Origin of the sequence: Novosphingobium sp. ERW19, from assembly GCF_012641315.1 — a bacterium.
GTDB lineage: Bacteria > Pseudomonadota > Alphaproteobacteria > Sphingomonadales > Sphingomonadaceae > Novosphingobium.
Genome location: NZ_JABAIC010000004.1, coordinates 282,875 through 303,238, shown reverse-complemented (window position 1 = coordinate 303,238; position 20,364 = coordinate 282,875). Strand labels below are relative to the sequence as shown.

23 protein-coding genes are annotated in these 20,364 nt (G+C 65.2%); 9 read left to right on the top strand and 14 right to left on the bottom strand.

What is annotated here, in order from left to right; all coding sequences use genetic code 11:
* Nucleotides 1-42: 42 nt before the first annotated feature.
* From HGI46_RS10090 to HGI46_RS10065, 6 genes are all read right to left on the bottom strand, one after another.
* Entirely contained in the window at nt 43-984 is a 942-nt protein-coding gene (locus HGI46_RS10090) for a ParB/RepB/Spo0J family partition protein (protein ID WP_168904057.1), read from the bottom strand.
* Nucleotides 981-1,757, bottom strand: a complete 777-nt coding sequence (locus HGI46_RS10085; RefSeq protein WP_168904056.1) for an AAA family ATPase — start codon at nt 1,755-1,757, stop codon at nt 981-983. The genes HGI46_RS10090 and HGI46_RS10085 overlap by 4 nt, the downstream gene beginning before the upstream one ends.
* Entirely contained in the window at nt 1,754-2,428 is a 675-nt protein-coding gene (rsmG, locus tag HGI46_RS10080) for a 16S rRNA (guanine(527)-N(7))-methyltransferase RsmG (protein WP_168904055.1), read from the bottom strand. The genes HGI46_RS10085 and rsmG overlap by 4 nt, the downstream gene beginning before the upstream one ends.
* Nucleotides 2,425-4,272, bottom strand: coding sequence for a tRNA uridine-5-carboxymethylaminomethyl(34) synthesis enzyme MnmG (gene mnmG, locus HGI46_RS10075; protein WP_168904054.1), 1,848 nt, complete (start codon nt 4,270-4,272; stop codon nt 2,425-2,427). The genes rsmG and mnmG overlap by 4 nt, the downstream gene beginning before the upstream one ends.
* A 66-nt stretch (nt 4,273-4,338) precedes the next feature.
* The gene (mnmE, locus tag HGI46_RS10070) at nt 4,339-5,637 is read right to left on the bottom strand and encodes a tRNA uridine-5-carboxymethylaminomethyl(34) synthesis GTPase MnmE (RefSeq protein WP_168904053.1); all 1,299 of its coding nucleotides are present in this window, start codon (nt 5,635-5,637) and stop codon (nt 4,339-4,341) included.
* 31 nt (nt 5,638-5,668) lie between these two features.
* Complete coding sequence (locus HGI46_RS10065; protein ID WP_118074591.1) at nt 5,669-5,932, bottom strand: DUF6489 family protein; 264 nt, start codon at nt 5,930-5,932, stop codon at nt 5,669-5,671.
* Between the two features lie 117 nt (nt 5,933-6,049).
* Between HGI46_RS10065 and HGI46_RS10060 the strand changes: the two genes are divergently transcribed.
* Nucleotides 6,050-6,748, top strand: a complete 699-nt coding sequence (locus tag HGI46_RS10060) for a dienelactone hydrolase family protein (protein WP_168904052.1) — start codon at nt 6,050-6,052, stop codon at nt 6,746-6,748.
* A 76-nt stretch (nt 6,749-6,824) separates the two neighbouring features.
* Entirely contained in the window at nt 6,825-7,208 is a 384-nt protein-coding gene (locus HGI46_RS10055; protein WP_168904051.1) for a nuclear transport factor 2 family protein, read from the top strand.
* Nucleotides 7,209-7,283: 75 nt separating this feature from the next.
* Here HGI46_RS10055 and rpoZ read toward each other — a convergent pair whose 3' ends face one another.
* A complete protein-coding gene (rpoZ, locus tag HGI46_RS10050) occupies nt 7,284-7,628 on the bottom strand; it encodes a DNA-directed RNA polymerase subunit omega (protein ID WP_039333165.1) in 345 nt (114 codons plus the stop codon).
* 87 nt (nt 7,629-7,715) lie between these two features.
* Nucleotides 7,716-9,230, bottom strand: coding sequence for a replicative DNA helicase (locus HGI46_RS10045; RefSeq protein ID WP_118074590.1), 1,515 nt, complete (start codon nt 9,228-9,230; stop codon nt 7,716-7,718).
* 117 nt (nt 9,231-9,347) lie between these two features.
* Here HGI46_RS10045 and HGI46_RS10040 point away from each other — a divergent pair, with 117 nt between their 5' ends.
* The 5 genes from HGI46_RS10040 to HGI46_RS10020 all read left to right on the top strand — a co-directional run bounded on the left by HGI46_RS10040 (nt 9,348) and on the right by HGI46_RS10020 (nt 12,913).
* The gene (locus HGI46_RS10040; protein ID WP_118072789.1) at nt 9,348-9,830 is read left to right on the top strand and encodes a UPF0262 family protein; all 483 of its coding nucleotides are present in this window, start codon (nt 9,348-9,350) and stop codon (nt 9,828-9,830) included.
* Between the two features lie 29 nt (nt 9,831-9,859).
* Entirely contained in the window at nt 9,860-10,570 is a 711-nt protein-coding gene (locus tag HGI46_RS10035; protein WP_168904050.1) for a glycoside hydrolase family 25 protein, read from the top strand.
* 10 nt (nt 10,571-10,580) lie between these two features.
* Nucleotides 10,581-11,015 carry a cytidine deaminase gene (locus HGI46_RS10030; protein ID WP_346766702.1) on the top strand — a complete coding sequence of 145 codons (435 nt, stop codon included), beginning with the start codon at nt 10,581-10,583 and terminating at the stop codon, nt 11,013-11,015.
* Nucleotides 11,016-11,099: 84 nt separating this feature from the next.
* Complete coding sequence (gene dcd, locus HGI46_RS10025) at nt 11,100-11,654, top strand: dCTP deaminase (protein WP_039333155.1); 555 nt, start codon at nt 11,100-11,102, stop codon at nt 11,652-11,654.
* 89 nt (nt 11,655-11,743) lie between these two features.
* Nucleotides 11,744-12,913 (top strand): saccharopine dehydrogenase NADP-binding domain-containing protein, encoded by a 1,170-nt coding sequence (locus tag HGI46_RS10020; protein ID WP_168904048.1) that lies wholly within the window; start codon nt 11,744-11,746, stop codon nt 12,911-12,913.
* An 86-nt stretch (nt 12,914-12,999) separates the two neighbouring features.
* Here the strand turns inward: HGI46_RS10020 and HGI46_RS10015 are convergent, their stop codons facing one another.
* Complete coding sequence (locus HGI46_RS10015) at nt 13,000-13,443, bottom strand: globin domain-containing protein (RefSeq protein ID WP_168904047.1); 444 nt, start codon at nt 13,441-13,443, stop codon at nt 13,000-13,002.
* 80 nt (nt 13,444-13,523) lie between these two features.
* Between HGI46_RS10015 and HGI46_RS10010 the strand changes: the two genes are divergently transcribed.
* Nucleotides 13,524-13,976 (top strand): Rrf2 family transcriptional regulator, encoded by a 453-nt coding sequence (locus tag HGI46_RS10010; protein WP_168904046.1) that lies wholly within the window; start codon nt 13,524-13,526, stop codon nt 13,974-13,976.
* On the opposite strand, the gene HGI46_RS10005 is transcribed toward HGI46_RS10010, so the two are convergent.
* Nucleotides 13,960-14,394, bottom strand: a complete 435-nt coding sequence (locus tag HGI46_RS10005; RefSeq protein ID WP_346766701.1) for a hypothetical protein — start codon at nt 14,392-14,394, stop codon at nt 13,960-13,962. The genes HGI46_RS10010 and HGI46_RS10005 overlap by 17 nt on opposite strands.
* A 187-nt stretch (nt 14,395-14,581) precedes the next feature.
* Between HGI46_RS10005 and HGI46_RS10000 the strand changes: the two genes are divergently transcribed.
* A complete protein-coding gene (locus HGI46_RS10000) occupies nt 14,582-15,577 on the top strand; it encodes an adenosine kinase (protein ID WP_168904045.1) in 996 nt (331 codons plus the stop codon).
* A 240-nt stretch (nt 15,578-15,817) separates the two neighbouring features.
* Here HGI46_RS10000 and HGI46_RS09995 read toward each other — a convergent pair whose 3' ends face one another.
* The 4 genes from HGI46_RS09995 to HGI46_RS09980 form a co-directional block, all read right to left on the bottom strand.
* The gene (locus HGI46_RS09995; RefSeq protein ID WP_168904044.1) at nt 15,818-17,497 is read right to left on the bottom strand and encodes a flotillin domain-containing protein; all 1,680 of its coding nucleotides are present in this window, start codon (nt 17,495-17,497) and stop codon (nt 15,818-15,820) included.
* A 35-nt stretch (nt 17,498-17,532) separates the two neighbouring features.
* Nucleotides 17,533-18,147, bottom strand: a complete 615-nt coding sequence (locus tag HGI46_RS09990; protein WP_118072782.1) for an OB-fold-containig protein — start codon at nt 18,145-18,147, stop codon at nt 17,533-17,535.
* Between the two features lie 229 nt (nt 18,148-18,376).
* Nucleotides 18,377-19,702, bottom strand: a complete 1,326-nt coding sequence (locus HGI46_RS09985; protein WP_168904043.1) for an aminopeptidase P family protein — start codon at nt 19,700-19,702, stop codon at nt 18,377-18,379.
* Between the two features lie 161 nt (nt 19,703-19,863).
* Entirely contained in the window at nt 19,864-20,292 is a 429-nt protein-coding gene (locus HGI46_RS09980) for a CBS domain-containing protein (RefSeq protein ID WP_118072780.1), read from the bottom strand.
* Between the last annotated feature and the right edge of the window lie 72 nt (nt 20,293-20,364).

The window sequence follows — 20,364 nt, the reverse complement described above, 5'->3', positions numbered from 1 at the left end:
GCTGACGCTGTGACGTCAGCATGCATCAGCAATTTCAATTACTTAGAATTCTCCGCCGGTCAGCCGCTGGCAGATCAGGTCCAGCTGGTCGAGGTTCTTGTAGCGAATCGTCACGGCTCCGGTCGTCGGATCGGAGTCGGGCTGGATCACGACCTTGAGCCCGAGGAAGTCCTCGAGGTGCTGCTGGATCGCGGCAAGATCGGCCGCGCCCACAGGATCCTTGCCCGCCCGCGCCTGCCTGCGCTGGCCTTCGGGCCGCGAAGCCTTGCGCGCCAGCTTCTCGACATCGCGCACCGAAAGGTCCTTGGCCACCACTTCGCGCGCCAGACCGACCGGATCGGGCGCGTTGATCAGCGCGCGGGCATGGCCCATCGACAGTTCGCTGCGCACCACCATGTCGAGCACTTCATCGGGCAGCCCGAGCAGGCGCATCATGTTGGCAACATGGCTGCGCGACTTGTCGACGAACTTGGCGATGTCGTTCTGCGTCAGTCCCTCGCTGTCGGCCAGGCGCTGATACGCCCGCGCCTCTTCCACCGGGTTGAGATCCTCACGCTGGAGGTTTTCGATCAGCGCCAGCGCGGCAACATCGCGATCGTCCAGCTTGCGGACGATAGCCGGGATTTCGTGAACCTGCGCCTTCTGCGCCGCACGCCAGCGGCGCTCACCGGCCACGAGCTGATAGCGTCCGCCCGACAGCGGCCGCACGACCACCGGCTGGATCACGCCGCGCGCTGCGATCGACTGCGCCAGTTCCTCCAGCGCATCCTCATCGAAGTGACGGCGCGGCTGCTCCGGGTGCGGTTCGATCGAGGCGACGGTCAGCAGCGCCAGCCCGCCGTCGCGGCTCTCGGCAACGTCAGCCGGCGAAACCGAGATGCGCGCGATCGGCTCCTCGCGTCGCACTTCGCCCATCAGTGCGCCAAGGCCACGGCCAAGCCCGGTCCTGCGCACTGGTGCCTTCACTGCGTCTTCGCCGCTCATGCCGCTTGTCTCCTCTCGGGCAGGCGACCGATCAGCTCGCGCGCCAGTTTCATGTAGGCCTGCGAACCGGGGCAGGCATGGTCATAGATCAGCGCCGGCAACCCGTGGCTCGGCGCTTCGGACAGGCGCACGTTGCGCGGGATCACGCTCTCGAACACCAGATCGCGCAGGCATGAGCGCACGTCGTCGGCGACCTGATCGGTCAGGCGATTGCGCCGGTCATACATGGTCAGCACGATGCCAAGGATGCCGAGGTCCGGGTTGAACCGCTCCTGCACCCGCTCCACCGTCTGCAACAACTGGCTCAGCCCTTCGAGCGCGAAGAACTCGCACTGCAAGGGCACCAGGATCGTGTCCGCCGCAGTCAGGGCATTCAGCGTCAGCAGGCCGAGCGACGGCGGGCAATCGATCAGGCAGATGTCATGCCCGGTGTCGCCATTGAGCACCTTGCGCAGGCGATGGGTGCGATCTTCGACGCTGACCAGTTCCACTTCCGCACCGGAGAGGTCGACCGTCGCGGGCACGATGTCCAACCCCGGAATGCGGGTCTCCATCAGGCACTCGGCGACAGACGCCTGATCGATCAGCAGGTCATAGGAAGAACGCTCACGCTCACCCGCAGAGATGCCGATTCCGGTCGAGCAGTTGCCCTGTGGATCGAGATCGATCAGCAGCGTCTTCCACCCCGTTGCCGCGAGCGCGGTGGCGATGTTGATCGCCGTGGTGGTCTTGCCCACCCCGCCCTTCTGGTTTGCGACCGCGATCGTGATCATTTGCGTTTGCCCTTGGCGTTCGAGGGTCGCGGTGGACTGCCGCCGAGAAGTCGGCCGCATATCACACCAGCGTTCGCATCCGTCAGGGATTGTTCCACGTGGAACATGTGATTCCATGATTCGGGGAGCATCTGCAATTCTTGCGCTGCCCCTGCCCCTTTCGGCAACAGCCAGACCGTGTCCGGTGTGGAAAAGCGTGCGGAAAGAGTAACCAGCTTGTCCAAAGGCGCGAAAGCACGAGCAGAGATGACTGCACGCGGACCTGACGGCAGATCCTCCACCCGCGACAGGACCACGCGAACATTGCCAAGCCCCAACGCATCCGCAGCGCGCTGAAGCCATTCAGTGCGAAGACGCCGGGAATCCACCAAGGTGACCGGGCGATCCGGCTGCAGGGCAGCAATCGCGAGACCGGGAAAGCCCGCACCCGTGCCGAGATCGAGCCACTCACCATTGGGAAGTGTTTCACGTGAAACATGCAGTAGCTGTGCGGAGTCGACGATGTGGCGCACCCAGACGTGCGGCAGCGTCCCTCGCGCGACGAGATTCTGGCGCTCGTTCTCCTCGAGCAGCAGCGCCACAAGTTGCTCCAGACGCTTCATGCCCGGCGCGTCAACACCAAGCACGTCGCGCAACCATGCCTGCGCCTCGGCCTCGGTAACGATCGTCATGCGGCGATCCTCCGCCGGGCGTGAACCAGGAGGCTGGCAAGAGCCGCAGGCGTGATTCCGGCAATGCGACCGGCCGCGGCAAGCGTATCTGGCTGGGCCTTCTCCAGACGCTCGACCATTTCGCGTGACAGACCCGGCACCTCGGCAAAGGGGAAGCCCTCCCCCAGAGGCACATGGTCGGACGCGCGCAAGTCGCGCAGTTCGGCATCCTGCCGCGCAAGGTATGGCGCGTAGGCCGCGTCCTCCTCTACCTCCTCGGCAAGAAGTGGATCGAAGATGGCATCGCCGATCCAGGGCCGCAAAGTCTCGAGCGTCACTTCCGGAAAGCGCAGCCACTCGGCCAGTGAGCGCCGGGCGCCATCCGCGCCGACCGCCATGCCGGCACGGCTGAGTTCTGTCGAAGTTGCTGCCAGCGCCAGCGCCTCTTCCAATCGGCCCCGCTGCGCCTGCCGCGCCTCGAACCACCTGGCCCGCTCATCGCCAATGCACCCGACCGCAAGCCCAATCGGCGTCAGCCGCGAACTGGCATTGTTGGCGCGCAGGCGGAGGCGATACTCGGCCCGCGCCGTCAGCATCCGGTAGGGCTCGCTCACGCCGTGCAAGGTCAGGTCATCGACCATCACCGCCATGTAGCTGTTGGCACGATCAAGTTCAGGAGCCTCACGCCCCAGCACGGCCGCCGCGGCATGCATTCCCGCGACCAGTCCCTGCGCCGCCGCTTCCTCATACCCGGTCGTACCGTTGATCTGTCCGGCGCAATAGAGTCCCGGGATGGCCTTGATCTCGAGGCTCCGGCGCAACGCGCGCGGGTCGATGTGGTCATATTCGACGGCGTAGCCCGGCACGGTGATCTCGGCCTGCTCCAGCCCTTCCATTGAACGGATCATCGCCACCTGCACATCGGTCGGCAACGAGGTGGAGACTCCGTTGGGGTAGACGGTGGGGTCATCCAGGCCTTCCGGTTCGAGGAACACCTGGTGACCATCGCGGTCGCCGAAGCGGTGGATCTTGTCTTCGATCGACGGGCAATAGCGCGGGCCCTGTGCGCCGATGGCACCGGTGAACAGGGGAGAGCGATCCAGCCCTGCCCGGATGATCTCATGCGTCCGTTCATTGGTCCGCGCGATCGCGCAGAACACTTGCGGCAGCGGACGATCCTTTGTCAGCGGTGACATCGTCCACGGGTCGGCGTCGCTCGGCTGCTCTGGCAGGCGTGCCCAGTCGATTGTCCGACCATCGATGCGCGGCGGCGTCCCCGTCTTCAGTCGCGCCATCGGCAAGTCCGCTGCCCGCAACTGTTGAGCCAGGCGATGCGCCGAACTCTCGCCGATCCGCCCGCCGTCCATGCGCTCCTCGCCGCGGAACAAGCGCCCGCCGAGGAAGGTGCCCGTGCACAGAACCACCGCACTGCCCTCAAGCCGCGTACCGTCGGCAAGGTCGATCCCGGCAACGCGGCCCTGTTCAAGATGGAGGGCCGCCGCCTCTCCACCAACCAGCGTCAGGTTCGGCTGTGCGGCGATCATCAGCTGGATCGCCGCCTTGAAGCGTTTGCGGTCCGCCTGCACGCGTGGCCCCTGCACTGCGCTACCCTTCGACCGGTTGAGCATGCGGTAGTGAATCGCTCCGGCGTCTGCTGCGCGCGCGATCAGGCCGTCAAAGGCATCGACCTCGCGCACGAGGTGGCCCTTGCCAAGGCCGCCGATCGCCGGGTTGCAGCTCATCGCGCCAACCGTTGCGGGATCGAACGAGACCAGAGCGGTGCGCGCACCCATCCGCGCCGCAACGGCGGCCGCCTCGACGCCGGCGTGTCCGCCGCCGACCACGATGATGTCGAATTGCTGCATGACTGGCGCGATACGCGACTTGTGGATTCGCGTCAAAGTTTCAGGTGCGGTGTTTCACGTGAAACACTACTTGCCGATGCAGAAGCGTCCGAACAGCGCGTCGAGCATGTCCTCGGTCCCGGTCCTGCCGACCAGAGCATCCAGTGCGCGCCGAGCAAGGCGAAGGTTCTCCGCCGCCAGCAATCCGTCACGCTCCACCGCCGCAAAGCGCAGGGCTTCCGCGACCTCGCTCAGCCGGTCGTGCTGCCGCTGGTTCAGTGCCGCCTGACCCGGCGCTGGTAGGGAGCGTCGCGCATGGTCGACGAGTGCGGAGCGCAAGGCTGCAAGTCCCTCCCCTGTCCGGGCCGACAACGCCAGCGCCTTGTCCGATTTACATGGCGCGATCGGATCGTCCGCTCGTGCTGCGATTTCCCACAGCGTCCGCCCCTTCGGCCCCTCTCCTTCAGGTCCAAGCCACAGGATCAGGTCTGCCTTCTCTGCGGCCGCCCTCGCCCGTGCAATGCCGATCCGCTCGATCTCTCCCGCGCCATCATCACGCAGTCCTGCCGTGTCGACGAAGGTGAACGGCACGCCATCGAGCGAGGCGCCGAAAGTCAGAACATCGCGGGTCGTGCCGGGCTCCGCCGCCGTGATTGCCGCTTCCTGTTCGACAAGCGCATTGAACAGCGTCGACTTTCCCGCGTTGGGAGGCCCGGCAAGTACGACGCGGAAGCCCTCCTTGAGCGGTTCTGCGCGCGGACGGGAAAGCCATGCGTCGATTCGCTCGGCCAGCGCAATGCACTCACCGGCAAAGCCTGCGGGAAGCGTGGCTTCCCCCTCACCCACATCGTCCTCGTCCGAAAAGTCGAGCGCGGCCTCGAGCCTCGCCGAGATGCGCAGGAGCTCCGCGCGCCATGCTTCGACGTCGCGCGAAAGCGCACCCTCGGCCATGGCCAGCGCAACGCGCCGCTGCAGTTCAGTCTCCGCCGAAAGCAGGTCGGCCAGGCCCTCCGCTTCGGCCAGATCGATGCGGCCATTGGCAAAAGCCCGGCGGGTGAACTCGCCCGCCTGTGCCCGGCGCAATCCCGGCAGCCGCTCAAGTGCTGCTTCGACAGCGGCCACCACAGCGCGGCCACCATGGAGATGCAGTTCGGCACTGTCCTCACCGGTCGCCGTACCGGGACCGGGCAGCCAGAGCACCATCGTCCGGTCAAGATGCGTACCGTCCGCCGGGTCAGCGAGTGTCGCCAAGCTCGCGCGGCGTGGCGCAGGCAGCTTGCCGCAGAGTGCACGCAACGCTGGGCCTGCCTGTGGGCCACTGATGCGGATGACGGCGATGCCCGCAGGCGGCGGGCCGGAGGAAAGGGCGAAGATGGTATCGGTCACCGCCCCGCCCTACACTGTTCCACGTGAAACGTCAGTCCTTCGACTTCTTGGAACTCGCCCCTGTCATTGCGCCAAGACCGCCCTGCTCCATGAAGTTCTGGAACAGCTTCAGTCCAATCTCGCCCATAGGCGCCACTTGCTTGGCGAAGCTCTGCAACTGGTCGAGGCTGCCCGCCCCCTGCATCGCCTTGGCGACACTTTCGATGTAGACGTCGTTCGCTTTCGAAACATCGGGCAGGCCGAGGAAACGGCGGGCTTCTTCGGGCGTGCAATCGACTTCGACGGTGACTTTCATGTGCGCCCTTTCCGGCATCCGCTGGTCGGCGGAGATTGTCATGCACGCTTGGCAAAGTCCACCGCCGGGGCCAACATGGCTTTCGACCAACTCCTTTGAATCGCAGGATGAACAACCATGGGCGAGAAGATCACGTTTGCAGCACTTGATGGCGAAGGCGATATCCCCGGCTATCTGGCCACGCCCGATGGCCCGATCCGTGCCGCCATCATCGTCATCCCCGAGATCTTCGGCGTGAACCCCGGCATTCGTCACAAGTGCGAGGCTTGGGCAGATCAGGGCTACATGGCGCTGGCGCCTGACATCTTCTGGCGCTTCGCGGCAGGCGTCGAACTCGATGCCGATGTGCCAGAGCAGTTCCAGGAAGCCCTGGGCTATTTCGGCCAGTACGATGCCGACAAGGGCGTGAAGGACATCGAGGCGGCGATTCGCTTCCTGCGCGGCTACGAAGGCATCGACAAGGTTGGCCTCGTCGGGTTCTGCCTGGGCGGACGCATGGCCTACATGGCCGCGGCGCGCACCGATATCGACGCCTCGGTTGGCTACTACGGCGTGATGATCGACCAGATGCTGAACGAATCGCACGCCATCGCCAATCCGCTGATGCTGCACATTCCCACGGCTGACCACTTCGTTGGCCCCGAAGCGCAGAAGGCGATTCACGATGGCCTTGATCCGCATCCGAAGGTCACGCTGCACGACTATGAGGGCCTCGACCACGGCTTTGCCGCCGAGATGGGCAGCCGCCGTGACGAGGAAGGTGCCGCCCTCGCCGATCGCCGTACCCGCGATTTCTTTGCGCAGCATCTCGGCTAAATTTCTTGCGTTGCGCCGGATCAATGCCGGCGCAGCGCCCCTGCCCTAACCAGAACCAGAACAACGGGAGAAGCACATGAAACTCGGCCTTGCAGCCTGGCACCGGTACATGGTCAGCGGCGATACTGCGCTGCTCGACGAGCTCGTCGCGGACGATGCCGTGTTCCACTCCCCCGTCGTCCACACCCCGCAAGAGGGCCGTGAGAAGGTGCTGATGTATCTCACCGCCGCGGGCCAGGTCTTCGGCAACGGCACCTTCCGCTATGTGCGCGAACTGGTGGACGGACCCGAGGCCTGCCTCGAGTTCGAATGCGAGATGGACGGCATCAAGGTCAACGGCATCGACCTGATCCGCTTCGACCTTGAAGGCCGCATCGTCGATTTCAAGGTCATGGTCCGCCCGCTGAAGGCGATCAACAAGGTCTGGCAGCTCATGGCCGAGCGGCTTGAGAACACCTGATAGGCGTTAACACATGAAAAAAGCCCGCAGCGCGAACTGCGAGCTTTAATCTAAGCCATTGATTTCAAACTGAAATCAACCGTCGTAATCGGCACCCAGCGAGGTGTTGCGCACCGGCGCCGCAGCCGTGATGCGCAGCGCTTCGGCCGACTGCGACAGCGAGCCGATTTCATCGACTTCATCATCGTCGTCAGGCAGCACGCGCTGCAGCGACTGGATCACGTTTTCCTTGAGCACGGCGGGACGCACGGTCTCTTCGGCGATCTCGCGCAGGGCGACGACCGGGTTCTTGTCACGGTCACGATCGACGGTGAGTTCGGCGCCGCCCGAGATCGCGCGTGCGCGCTCGGCAGCCAGCAGGACGAGATCGAAACGGTTGGGGACCTTGTCGACGCAATCTTCGACGGTAACGCGCGCCATCAGGCACTCCAATCAATCAAAGGATACGGAAAGGACGGCAGCTAGGCCGGAGGTGTGGAAAAGTCAAGGATTCGCGAGAGCGCGTCTTTACTCATCATCGCTCGCATAAGCCGCGCGCAGGTCGTCCGGCGCCAGATCGCTGAAGCGGGTGATGCGCGATTCGAAGCGCAGGCGGACCTTGCCGGTCGAACCGTGGCGCTGCTTGGCCACGATCAGTTCGGCCAGGCCATAGACACGCTCCATTTCCGCCTGCCATGCGGCGTGGGCTTCCTGCACCTTGGCGTCGTCATTGCCCTGCGGCTGCTTCGGCTCCTTGGCAGCGACGTAGTAGTCCTCGCGGAACACGAACCAGACCATGTCGGCGTCCTGCTCGATCGAGCCCGATTCGCGCAGGTCCGAAAGCATCGGGCGCTTGTCGTCACGCTGTTCCACCGCACGCGAAAGCTGCGAAAGCGCGATGACGGGAACCGAGAGTTCCTTGGCCAAGGTCTTGAGCCCTCGCGAAATTTCCGAGATTTCGTTGACGCGGTTGTCGCTGCGGCCCGATCCCTGCAGCAGCTGCAGGTAGTCGACGATGATCAGGCCGATGTCGTGGCGACGCTTCAACCGGCGCGCCCGGGCGCGCAGTGACCCGATCGTCAGCGCCGGCGTATCGTCGATATACAGCGGCAGTTCGGCAAGACGCTGGCTGGCGAAGGACAGTTGCTGGAAATCCTCGCGGCTGATGCGGCCCATGCGCAGCGCTTCGGAACTGATGCCCGACTGTTCGGCAAGGATACGCGTGGCCAGCTGATCCGCGCTCATTTCCAGGCTGAAGAAGGCGACCCCCGCCCCGACCGAATCCTTGAGCGAAATGCCATCGGCCATGTCGCGGCGCAGCCGGTCGGCGGCGTTGAAGGCGATGTTGGTGACGAGCGAGGTCTTGCCCATGCCGGGGCGTCCGGCAAGGATGATAAGGTCGGAATCGTGCAGGCCACCGATCTTCTCGTTGACCGAGGTCAGGCCCGTGGTCTTGCCCGAGATATGGCCGCCCGAAAGCAGCGCCTTCTCGATCATTTCCAGCGATGCGCGCGTAGCCTGGGCAAAGCTCTGCGCCTCGCTGCCGGTCTGCGCGCCTTCCGCCACGGCATAGAGCGCGGCTTCGGCCTTCTCCACTTGCTCCAGCGGGGCGACCGAATCGCTGGTGTCCAACGCGCCTTCGACGAGATTGCGCCCGACCGAGATCAGCTCGCGCAACAGGGCGAGGTCATAGATCTGCTCGGCCAACTCGCGCGGGTTTAGCAGGCCCTGGCCGTCAGACGTCAACCGCGCCAGATAGGCAACGCCGCCCAGTTCCTTCAGCCCCTCGTCGCTTTCGAAATAGGGCTTGAGCGTCACCGGGGTGACCACTGCCTTGCGATCGATCAGCGCCTGGATGCGCTCGAACACGCGGCCATGGACGGCCGCAAAGAAATGCTCGGATTTCAGCGGGGTCTGCAGTTCTTCCAGAATGCGATTGTCGATCAGCACCGCCCCCAGAAAGGCCGCTTCCGCCTCGACGTTGGAGGGGAGCGCGCGGATTTCCGAAGGTTCGCGGGTGAGGATGGCTTCGCTGGCGGACATCGGCGCATAGTGCCCGAACGGGCCCGATCCGGCAATGGACAGACCCTGTGGATAGCGGGGAGCACGCGGTCAAAACCCTTGCCCGAGCCTTGCGCGTCTGCAACACATGAAGCCCTGATGGCAGACCCGCGCATCTCCCATATCGAGCTGGACGAAGCGACGATCATCTGGCGCAACGCCGATATCGAGCAGGAGCGGCGCATCGCGATCTTCGATCTGATCGAGGAAAACACCTTCAAGCCGCTGCGCGCGTTCGAGGCGGGGCACACCGGGCCCTACCGGCTCAAGCTTTCAGTCGACGACGGGCGGCTGGTGCTGGCCATTGCCGACGATGCCGGCACCCCGCTCGAGACGATCATTCTCGGCCTCGGCCGTTTTCGCCGCCCGATCCGCGAATATTTCGCGATCTGCGACAGTTACTATCAGGCGATTCGCAAGGCCACCGCGTCCGAGATCGAGACGATCGACATGGCCCGGCGCGGCATTCACAACGATGCTGCCGATACCCTGCTCGAACGCCTCGAAGGCAAGATCGATACGGATTTTCCCACGGCCCGTCGGCTCTTTACCCTGATCTGCGTGCTGCATATCAGGGGCTGATCTGAGAATCGGGGCGCGCAACTCTCGATATGCCGAAAAAACGGAAAACTGGCCGCCCTGGTGCGGCACGAAGACGCATTCTTGGCGTCCTGCTGCTGGCGGCCATGGTCGCCGGTGGCTTTGCCTGGTGGAAGGCCCGCAACTGGATGCCGGACCGCCGCGACTATGCCGTGCAAGGCGTCTGGCTGAGCGACGATGACGGCCCGATCGACTGGCGCTTGCTGCGCGCTGCAGGTGCGGATTTCGCCTACCTCACCGCAAGCGAGGGCACTTCGACCCGAGATACCGCCTTTGCCGATGGCGTGATCGCCGCGCGCCAGCGGGGCATGCAGGTCGGCGCGCTCCACGTCTATGACCTGTGCGCTCCGGCCGATGCGCAGGCCGCTAATTTCGTCACCATCGTCCCGCGCGACAAGGACCTGCTGCCGCCCGCCATCCGGCTCGACCTCGATTCGCGCACCTGCCCGCAGGTCCCCGGCGAAGCGCAGATGCAAAGCGAGCTGACCACGTTCCTCAACCAGGTGGAAAAGCACGCCGAAAAGCCGGTGATCCTGATGGTTTCGCGCAGTCTCGAGAAGGAGTACCACCTCGCCGCGCGGATCGATCGCAATATCTGGGTGGCGCAGGATTTCCTCGCACCGACTTATGCGGGCCGGCCATGGGTGATGTGGACGGCAAGCGACCGCCTGCGTCTGGATGCCAGCACAAAGCCCGTGCATTGGGTGGTGGTGCAACCGTGAGGACCTTTGCGTGACTGACCTTCTGACCGCTTCCCGCGAGGACCTGATCGCCGCCGCCCGGCGCGCGATGGACACGGCTTACGCCCCCTACTCCGGCTTTCACGTCGGCGCGGCGCTGCTGTTCGATGACGGCGCGATCGTCACCGGCGCGAACTTCGAGAATGCCAGCTACGGCCTCTCGCTCTGCGCAGAAACGGTGGCCGCCTCCATCGCTTCGCACGCCGGACGCCGCGGCGGTCTGCTGGCCGTGGCAGTGCATGGCGGCATGGGTGGCGCGGTCGAGGCGGCGATCAGCCCGTGTGGCCGCTGCCGCCAGATTCTCAACGAGCTGGCGGCACTGGGCGGCACCGATCCGCTGGTGATCTGCGTCGGCGCGCAGGAAACCGTGGAAATGCGCCTGTCGGTGCTCTTGCCCAACGCCTTCGGCCCCGCCAATCTCGCCTAGACATTCCGGGGCCTTTCCCCCCTCCCGCAAGCGGGAGGGGTCGGGGGTGGGCATTCCCGCACAAGCTTCACATGGGAGAGCCAATTGGCCATTCTTTCCGACAAGTGGATCCGCGACAAGGCGCTCAACGAAGGCATGATCGAGCCTTTCGTCGAGAACCAGCGCCGTGATGGCTGCATCAGCTATGGCCTCTCGTCCTACGGCTATGACGCCCGCGTCGCGCCCGAGTTCAAGATCTTCACCAATGTCGATTCCGCTGTGGTGGACCCCAAGAACTTCGACGGCGCCAGCCTTGTCGACCGCGAGACCGATGTCTGCGTGATCCCGCCCAACTCCTTCGCCTTGGCGCGCACCGTCGAATACTTCCGCGTGCCGCGCGACGTGCTGGTGATCTGCCTCGGCAAGAGCACGTATGCCCGCTGCGGCATCATCGTGAACGTCACGCCGCTGGAGCCGGGCTGGGAGGGGCACGTCACGCTCGAATTTTCGAACACCACGCCGCTGCCGGCCAAGATCTACGCCAACGAAGGCGCCTGCCAGTTCCTGTTCCTGCAGGGCAACGAACCGTGCGAAGTCAGCTACGCCGACCGCGCGGGCAAATACATGGGCCAGCGCGGCGTAACGCTGCCACGCCTGTAGCAGCGCCTTAACCTTCCGCTTAAATCCGGTTGCAATCGTCACCGAACTCGCCAAGCTGCCGTGCATAAGCACAACAGGCGGAGAGGCTGATGGAGAAGTCGGAAAGGCCCTATGACATTGTCGTCTACGGGGCGACGGGGTTCACCGGGCGGTTGGTCGCGGAATATCTGGCACGCCATTACGGGCAGGAAGGCCCGCGCTGGGCCATGGCCGGGCGCTCGGCCGCAAAGCTCGCCGAAGTGCGTGCCCTGATCGAGGCGCCCAAGAACACCCCGCTGATCGTCGCCGATGCCGCCGATCCCGCAAGTCTCAAGGCCATAGTCGAGCAGGCCAAGGTCGTCGTAACCACGGTCGGCCCCTACCAGCTCTATGGCGAACCGCTGCTTGCCGCCTGCATCGCCGCTGGCACCGACTATGCCGACTTGTGCGGCGAACCGGTTTGGATGCGCCAGATGATCGACAAGTACGGCGAAGCGGCCCAGCGCACCGGCGCGCGCATCTGTTTTTCGAGCGGCTTCGATTCGATCCCGTTCGATCTGGGCGTGCTGATGCTGCAGAAGGAAGCGGTGGCGCGGTTTGGCCGCCCCGCCCCCCGCGTCAAAGGGCGCGTGCGCGGCATGAAGGGTGGCGCCTCGGGCGGGACCGCCGCCAGTCTCAAGGCCACGCTCGCCGCCTTGGGCAAGGACCCCTCGCTGATCCCGCTGATGCAAAGCAGCTTCTGCCTTACCCCCGGTTTCGAAGGCCCAGCCCAGCCTGCGGGCGACAAGGTCCAGCACGACGATGCGCTGGATTCATGGGAAACGCCGTTCATCATGGCGGCGATCAACACCAAGAACGTCCACCGCACCAACGCGCTGCTCGGCCACGCCTGGGGCACGGACTTCGTCTACGACGAGATGGTCCTCACCGGCCCCGGCGATCAGGGCAAGGCCATAGCCGAGCACATGGCCAAGACGCCGATGATCGGCCGCCCCGACGATCCGCAACCGGGCGAAGGCCCCTCTAAGGAAGAGCGGGAGACCGGTTTCTACGATGTCCTGTTCCTCGGTGAAATGCCCGATGGCCAGACCATCCGCTATGGCGTGAAGGGGCGGTACGATCCCGGCTATGGCTCGACCAGCCGGATGATCGCGGAAACCGGCATCGCCCTGCTCTCGGCCAAGGCCCCCGGCATGGTAGGCACCCCCGGCGCGGTCCTCGGTGAAGCGCTGGTCGAGCGCCTGCGCGCCCACGCCGAAATCAGCTTCGCCGCGGAGTAGCCCACACGCAACATAGCCCGCCTGCCGCTTCTGAGGGGATCCACGGCAGGCGGGCGCGTTGCAGCAACGGCCCTCGATCTGGGGGGTCAGGCTGCTGCGGCGTAAGCGTCGGCTTCGGCGGCAATCAAGATGTCGGCGAGCATCCAGTAAGCCTCGCCCCAAGCCGCCAGCACTTCGTCGGTGGCAACTTCGGCACCCAGCACGTCGCGAATCGCCGGCAGCAGCGCCTCGGCAACATAGGGGTAGTGCTCGGCCTTCACGCCGGTTTCGACGTGGCGTTGCACCATCCGCGTCACCGCCGGGCCGAGGTTCTCCAGCTTGTCGATGTTCTTCGAATAGGCAAGGATCGCTGCGGCAAGACGACGCGGCTGCTCGCCACTTTCCTGCGCGGCTGCATCAAACATGTTCCTCACATCTTCGTTCTGGAACAGGCGCTTGTACATCGCGGTGGTGATGTCCACTCCGTGCTTTTCGATCACCGGAGCGGTGGCCTTGACGATGGTCTTTGCATGTTCGGAAGCGGTGCGCATCAGGGATCTCCAATCAGGTATTGAAAATACCGGTATTTAATTTGCTTGATTCACGCAAGCGGAAAAATCATCTCTGCGCCATGCAACTTACCCAGCACACCGACTTCGGCCTGCGCCTGCTGATCGTGCTCGCGCGCAAGGGCTCGGCGGTCAGCCTGCCCGCCTTCTCGGCCGAGCAGGGCCTCAGCTACCACCATGTCGCCAAGGTCGCGCAAGGGCTGGTGCAGGCGGGCCTCGCGCAATCGCAGCGTGGCCGCAGCGGCGGCATCACGCTGGCCCGCCCGGCAGCGGAAATCACCGTCGGCGAAGCGGTGCGCCAGCTCGAAAGGGGCATGCGCCTGGCCGACTGCGCCGCTTGCGCCCTGCGCAACAACTGCGCGCTCAGCAGTGTCCTGGCCGAAGCGCTGGAAGCCTTCCTCGCCGTGCTCGATCGCTACACGCTGGCCGATGTCTCCCGCGAAGGCGTCTCAGCCTTTGCGCCTTGGGCGACGCTTCCCGCAGCCCCGTCCTGCGCGGTTACGGCGCCTTCCTGAGCGCGGCCACGCAAGCCGCGCGGTCAACGTCACGCCCGTCCCCGCGTCGCGCATCGACGTAAGTCGCAGCGGGCTTGCCGCCGTTCGCAGGTGGATAGAGATAGACGTCGAGAATGCAGGCCGTGCCCGACCACTGCATCTTGCGGGCATCGTCCTCGATCACATCAAGCCGCGGCGTGCCGAACACGCGACCCAATTGCAGTGCGTCCGCTCCGATCACGCCTTCAAGGCCCGGGATCATCTGCACTTGCGCGACGGGCTTGCCCACCGGAGCCGGACGCGGCACCGTGGTCCGCACCGGAGCTGACGAAGCGGATCGCACAACCGGAGTCTTTCCACCCGAAGGCACCGCTCCCCCACCGCAGGATGCGAGCAGAAGAGCCAGAGCGGGAACGGCAAGGATCTTGGGATGCGTCACAGGTGCGGGATGCCGCGCTGTCGGCGCATCGTCAACCGTGGCTCTGGGCGGACTGGCGCGCGAGCCGTCCCGCCCGGCGCGTTCGCGCGCTTGCTGCCCCCCGCTATTGCTGCCTCCCCTCGCCCTTGCTGCAATCCAGCCTAGCCGCTAGGCCAGCGCCATTCCCGAAATCACGGAGCCTGCCTGAATGTCCGAACCGCTTTACGACGTCATCGCCATCGGCAACGCCATCGTCGATGTGATGGCCCCTTGCGAGGATGCGGACATCGAACGGCTGGGCCTCGCCAAGGGCGGCATGACGCTGGTCGACACCGCCCGCGCCCAGGAGCTCTATGACGCGATGGGCCCGGCGCGCGAAATCTCCGGCGGTTCTGCTGCCAACACGCTCGCCGGTCTTGCCGCGCTCGGTGCCAAGTGCGCCTTCATCGGGCAGGTTGCCAATGACCAGCTGGGCGAGGTCTTTGCCCACGATATTCGCGCAGGCGGCATCGATTTCCAGACCCCCGCCCGCGCCGAGGAACCGCCGACGGCGCGCTGCCTGATCTTCGTCTCGCCCTGCGGCCAGCGCACGATGAACACCTTCCTCGGTGCCTCGCAGTTCCTGCCCGCCGAAGCGCTGGACGACGCCCAGATCGCCTCGGCCAGCGTGCTCTATCTCGAAGGCTACCTGTGGGACCCGGAAGAGCCGCGCAAGGCCATGCGCCGCGCCATCGCCGCCGCGCGCAATGCCGGTCGCAAGGTCGCCTTTACCCTCTCCGATGCCTTCGTCATCTCGCGCCACGGCGACGATTTCCGCGCCCTGATCGCTGACGGCCAGATCGACATCCTGTTCGCCAACGAACACGAACTCGCCGCACTCACCGGTATCGAGGACTTCCACGCCGGTATCGAACAGATCGCCGCCAAGGTGCCGACCGTCGTCGTCACCCGCAGCGAAAACGGCGCCCACGCCATCAGCAACGGCGAACACGCCCACGTGCCCGCAGAGCCGATCGCCAAGGTCATCGATACCACCGGCGCCGGCGACCTCTTCGCCGCCGGCTTCCTCTATGGCTACGTCCGGAACAAGCCGCTTGCCGAAAGCCTTACGCTGGGCGCCGTCTGCGCCGCCGAAGTGATCTCGCATTACGGCGCAAGGCCCGAAGCCAACCTGCAGGACTTGGTCGCCAAGCGGCTCGGTTGATCCTAAAGATCCTCCCCGTTTTCACGAAGTGCAAATGGGCCGACACCATCCAGCTCCTCCCCATTTTCACGAAGTGCAAATGGGCCGACACCATCCAGCTCCTCCCCATTTTCACGAAGTGCAAATGGGGAGGTGGCAGTCCGCAGGACTGACGGAGGGGCAATCAGTATCACCCCTCCACCCCCAGCTGCGCTGGCGGTCCCACTCCCCGATTGTCCTTCGGAAAATCAGGGAGGATTCTCAAATCTCCGGTTCCTCGCTGGCCGCAGCCGCTGGCACTTCAGCCACCGCCGGCGCGGCCTTGACCAGCCCCTCCAGCGAACCGCCATCAAGCCCGAGTTCCTTCATCAAGCCATCGATGATCGGTGCCTGCGCGCGATAGCTGAGTGCAGCCGTCAGTGCATCGCTGGCAAGGTTACCATTGGCCGGAGCCACCCCGCCCCCTTCCCCACTGGAACCCGCCCCGCCCGATGACCGCGTCAGCCCATCGACCTGCACGATCTTGATCGAATCGATCGCTTCCAGCGGCTTGGCGGATTCGCGCACCAGTTCGGGCAGGACTTTCAGCAGCGCCAGCTTGGTCTGCAGCGAAATCTGGTCGGACGAGAGCAGGTTCGCCGCCTCGTTGATCGCGCGCTGGCCTGCCGCTTCCACTTCGAAGCGCACCCGTGCTGCCTCGGCGCGCAGCTTTTCGGCCTCGGCCTCGCCCTCGGCTTCAAGCCGGGCGGCTTCGGCGCGGTTGGCGGCTGCGGCCTTCTCGGCCTCGGCTTCCACCTTCACGCGGATGGCGTCGCGCTCGGCCGCCTTGGCCGCTTCGATCAGCTCGATGCGCTTGCCGCGCTCGGCTACTTCGGTCTCGCGCGAGGTGACGACCTGTTCCTCGGCGGCGACCGCCTTGGCGCGGGCCTCGTCGGCCTCGGCCTTGGCCTGGCTTTCCTGGCGGCTCTTGTTCTGGATCGCGATCTGTTGCTCCTGGCGGGCGATCTCGATCGCCTGCTGCTGCGCAATCCGCGCCTGCTGCACCGCGCGGTCAGCCTCGATCTGCTGGCTGTCGACCAGCTTCTTGGCCTCGATCCGCGCGGCTTCCGCTTCCTGATTGCGCAAGGATTGTTCGCGCGCCACTTCGGCGGCCTGTTCGGCGCGGCGCATCTCGATCTCGCGCTCCTGCTCCAGCCGGGCAAATTCGTTGTCGCGCTTGATCTTCAGGGACTGCTGCTCGGCCTCGAGGTTCTTCATCTCGATCTGCACGCGCGTGTCCTGCTCGATGTCGTTGCGCGCCTTCTTGCGCAGTTCGATCTGCTCGGTCAGCTTGGTCAGACCCTCGGCGTCGAAGGCATTGTTGGCATTGAAGTGCTCGATGCTGGTCTGGTCGAGCCCGGTCAGCGAGACCGATTCCAGCTCCAGCCCGTTCATGGCCAGGTCGTTCGACGACACCTGCTGCACCTTCTGCACGAAGTCGGCGCGCTGTTCGTGCAACTGGTTCATCGTCATGCCCGCCGCGACCGAGCGCAGCGCGTCGACGAACTTGCCTTCGACCAGATCCTTCAGCGCTTCGGGCTGCATCGTGCGCATGCCCAGCGTCTGCGCGGCCATGGCGATGGCACCGGCATCGGGGCGCACGCGCACGTAGAACTCGGCCTTCACGTCGATCCGCAACCGGTCGAGCGTGATCAGCGCATCGGTGTTCTTGCGCTCCACGGCAAGGCGCACGGTGTTCATGTTCACCGGCATCGTCTCGTGCAGCACCGGCAGCACCAGCGCGCCGCCGTTGATCACCACCTTTTCCCCGCCAAAGCCGGTTCGCACGAAGCCCACTTCCTTGGTTGCGCGGCGGTAAAGCCGGGTCAAGGTGAAGGCGATCACCAGCAGAAGCGCAAGGCCGGTGCCTGCATAGATGCCGATGGGAACAAGCTGGTTCATGTCAGTCTCCGAAGAGGAAGGAACTTTGGAAGGGATCAGTCGGCCAGGCGCAGCGGGCCGTCGACCGGCACCGCATAGAAGGTCTCGCCCTCGCGGTGGACGAGCAGGACTTCGCAGCCCTCGCCAAGCGTTGCGCTGTCCTCGTGCGGTTCGACCATGACGAGATGCACCTGCCCGTGCATGTCGCGCACTTGCGCGCGCGCCGCGCTGCCACGCGTGGCGCGGCCGATCTCGATCGTGCCCTTGCGCCCGAGCAGCGCATCGACCGGCACGGCAGTGGTTTCGTCATGCGGCCAGACGCGCCCCAGCAGACGGGTAATCACGGTGTTCACCGGCCACGCGGCAAGCAGCCCCATCGCGGTCGCCGCGCCGGGGCCGAATGGCGCGCCGAAGAACGACGTCACCAGCTGCTGCAGCGACAGGCCGACAAGCCCGAAGGTCGCAAGGAAGAACGAAAGCCACACCACGAACGGCAGCGCGCCCAACCCGGTCACGCTGGCCAGCGCGGACCCCGCATCAAGCTCGGCGTCATGCCCATCGGCGTCGCCCAGAAAATCCGATATTCCCGTAACCTGCACGATGACCAGCAGCACCAGCAAGGCCAGTGCGACGGCGAACGGCAGATTTTCGGGGGCCAGCAGCCCACCCATCCCAGGAACTCCCCTATTGATCCCGGATCATGGCAACAGGGGCGCACCGCGCAAGCGGAATCGCTCAAGGGCAATACCAATTTTTGGACCGAAAGGGTGCCGCACCATTCTTGGCACCAATCACCGTCACCCCGGCGAAGGCCGGGGTCCACAACGCTTATGGCGTGCCTGATGGTGAGGCCATGAACCCCGGGCCTGCGCTGCGGAAACGTAAGTCTTGCGGGTCGCCCTATCGCGCCATGAACGCTTCGATCTCGGCCGCGGTGCGCGGGATGCCGGTGCTCAGGCGTTCGCAGCCGCTGGCAGTGACGAGGTAGAGGTCCTCGATGCGGATGCCCTGGTTCATTTGCTGGTTGTAGAGCCCCGGCTCGATGGTGATGACAGCGCCCGCCGGTATCGGCTTGGCATAATCACCAGCGTCATGGACATCGAGGCCGACGAAATGACCGAGGCCATGGGTAAACTCGTCGATCCGCCCGGCCTTGCGGAACACGGCGCTGGCCGCTTCGGTCATGTCCTCGTGAATCACGCCGGGTTTCAACAGCTTGGCCGCCGCATCCTGCGCCGCCATGACCAGTTCGTAGTCCGCGCGCTGCTGCGCGGTGAACTTGCCCGAGGCTGGAAAGGTGCGGGTGATATCGCAGGCGTAAGTGCCGACAGAGGCCGCAGCATCGATCAGCACCAGATCCTGCGCGCCAATTGCGGAATTGCCATGGGCATAATGCAGCGAGGCGGCATTGCGGCCGGTCGCCACGATCGAATCGTACGATAGCCCCTCACCCCCGCCCTGCCGGAAGCCGTCTTCTAGCACGGCGGTCAGCTGGCGCTCGGTCATGCCGGGGCGCACTGCCTTCATCGCCGCCAAGTGCCCCGCTTGCGTCGCGGCGAGCGCCTTGCGCATCAGCTCCAGCTCGCGCGGTTCCTTCACCGTGCGCAGGGCCGGGAGCAGCGCGCTCTGGTCCTTCATCGTGCAGCCGGGCACATGGCTCATCACCCGGCCATAAAGCTCCATCGCCGGTGGCACCGGGGCCGAAGCGCTGGTGATCGGCCCCATGAAATGCAGCGTCCGGCTGCGTGCCGCGAGCTGCGTCACGAGGCCGTCCAGCCCCGAAGTGCGCCTTACCCGCTGAATTCCCGTGCGCTGTTCGATCAGCGAACCCAGCGGCAGGCGCTCGACATCCCAGCGCTCGGTCTCGACATCGCGCGACGGGAGCAGCAGGAATTCGCGGTAGGTCCGCTCGGCAGGCGCGAGCACCAGCACCGCGCCGGGTTCGTCGACGATCCCGGTCAGCCAGGCGAAATCGCCGGACTGATGGAACGGCGGGCTCACCGGCCCGCTGGTCCGGTCCCGCTCGGCCCCATGGATCACCGCCACGCCGTCCTTGAGCATGGCCATCAGCCTCGCCCGGCGCTCGCGATAGACCTCCGGACCAAAGGGGAACGTGCCCGAGGGGGTGGCGAAGCCTCGCGGTGGCAGGACTTGCGCCCGGATCGAGATCGACAGCGAGGCAGTCGCGGCGGCTCCCGCGAGGAGCGAACGGCGGGTCAGGTGCATGATGGATTTCCTCAAGTGTGAGGGAAGCCTAGAGTGTTTCACGTGAAATACGAGATCGCCGTTTGCAGCGCGAAAGTGCCCGGGGGATGCGGGGAGTTGGGGGAGAGTTCGGGGGGAGTTGCCCTTCTGCCCCCGAGAGTTGGAAACGCTGAATCGTGGCTTCAGGCCTGCTGGATATAGACCCGCATCGCGTCCGCTTCGGCCTCGATCTTGTCGAGCCGGTGCTTCACCAGGTCTCCGATCGAGACGAAGGCGACCATGCGATTTCCTTCCACTACAGGGAGATGGCGGAAGCGGCGCTGGGTCATCAGGGCCAGCGCCTCCATCACCGAAGTCTTGGGTGAAACCGTAACGACCGGTGCCGTCATCATGTCGCGCACCTTCATGTGCAGCGCCGCCTCGCCATGCTTGTGCAGGCAGCGGATCATGTCGCGTTCGGAGAAAATCCCGGCCACGCCGCTGTCCCCATCGCTGACCGGCAGGGCGCCGATGCGGTGGTGGGCGAGCATGTCGATCGCGTCGGATACCTGCGCGTCGGCCGACACGCTCCAGACTTCCCCTCTTCCCTGAATGACTTGCGCAATCGTCATGGCATCCTCCTGCGTGATGCGGCCGACTTGCGCCTTCGGGCGTCTTTTCGGGCCGCCTGATCTCCCATAGGG

Excerpts from the sequence above, each read along its gene's own strand:
- HGI46_RS09985 (WP_168904043.1), bottom strand. The coding sequence starts at position 19,702 with ATGCACCTGACCCGCCGTTCGCTCCTCGCGGGAGCCGCCGCGACTGCC.
- HGI46_RS10015 (WP_168904047.1), bottom strand. The coding sequence starts at position 13,443 with ATGCGCACCGCTTCCGAACATGCAAAGACCATCGTCAAGGCCACCGCT.
- HGI46_RS10060 (WP_168904052.1), top strand. The coding sequence starts at position 6,050 with ATGGGCGAGAAGATCACGTTTGCAGCACTTGATGGCGAAGGCGATATC.
- HGI46_RS10055 (WP_168904051.1), top strand. The coding sequence starts at position 6,825 with ATGAAACTCGGCCTTGCAGCCTGGCACCGGTACATGGTCAGCGGCGAT.
- HGI46_RS09995 (WP_168904044.1), bottom strand. The coding sequence starts at position 17,497 with ATGAACCAGCTTGTTCCCATCGGCATCTATGCAGGCACCGGCCTTGCG.
- HGI46_RS10090 (WP_168904057.1), bottom strand. The coding sequence starts at position 984 with ATGAGCGGCGAAGACGCAGTGAAGGCACCAGTGCGCAGGACCGGGCTT.
- mnmG (WP_168904054.1), bottom strand. The coding sequence starts at position 4,272 with ATGCAGCAATTCGACATCATCGTGGTCGGCGGCGGACACGCCGGCGTC.
- HGI46_RS10035 (WP_168904050.1), top strand. The coding sequence starts at position 9,860 with ATGCCGAAAAAACGGAAAACTGGCCGCCCTGGTGCGGCACGAAGACGC.
- HGI46_RS10010 (WP_168904046.1), top strand. The coding sequence starts at position 13,524 with ATGCAACTTACCCAGCACACCGACTTCGGCCTGCGCCTGCTGATCGTG.
- HGI46_RS10000 (WP_168904045.1), top strand. The coding sequence starts at position 14,582 with ATGTCCGAACCGCTTTACGACGTCATCGCCATCGGCAACGCCATCGTC.
- HGI46_RS09990 (WP_118072782.1), bottom strand. The coding sequence starts at position 18,147 with ATGGGTGGGCTGCTGGCCCCCGAAAATCTGCCGTTCGCCGTCGCACTG.
- HGI46_RS09980 (WP_118072780.1), bottom strand. The coding sequence starts at position 20,292 with ATGACGATTGCGCAAGTCATTCAGGGAAGAGGGGAAGTCTGGAGCGTG.
- rsmG (WP_168904055.1), bottom strand. The coding sequence starts at position 2,428 with ATGACGATCGTTACCGAGGCCGAGGCGCAGGCATGGTTGCGCGACGTG.
- rpoZ (WP_039333165.1), bottom strand. The coding sequence starts at position 7,628 with ATGGCGCGCGTTACCGTCGAAGATTGCGTCGACAAGGTCCCCAACCGT.
- HGI46_RS10045 (WP_118074590.1), bottom strand. The coding sequence starts at position 9,230 with ATGTCCGCCAGCGAAGCCATCCTCACCCGCGAACCTTCGGAAATCCGC.
- HGI46_RS10020 (WP_168904048.1), top strand. The coding sequence starts at position 11,744 with ATGGAGAAGTCGGAAAGGCCCTATGACATTGTCGTCTACGGGGCGACG.
- HGI46_RS10040 (WP_118072789.1), top strand. The coding sequence starts at position 9,348 with ATGGCAGACCCGCGCATCTCCCATATCGAGCTGGACGAAGCGACGATC.
- HGI46_RS10065 (WP_118074591.1), bottom strand. The coding sequence starts at position 5,932 with ATGAAAGTCACCGTCGAAGTCGATTGCACGCCCGAAGAAGCCCGCCGT.
- HGI46_RS10085 (WP_168904056.1), bottom strand. The coding sequence starts at position 1,757 with ATGATCACGATCGCGGTCGCAAACCAGAAGGGCGGGGTGGGCAAGACC.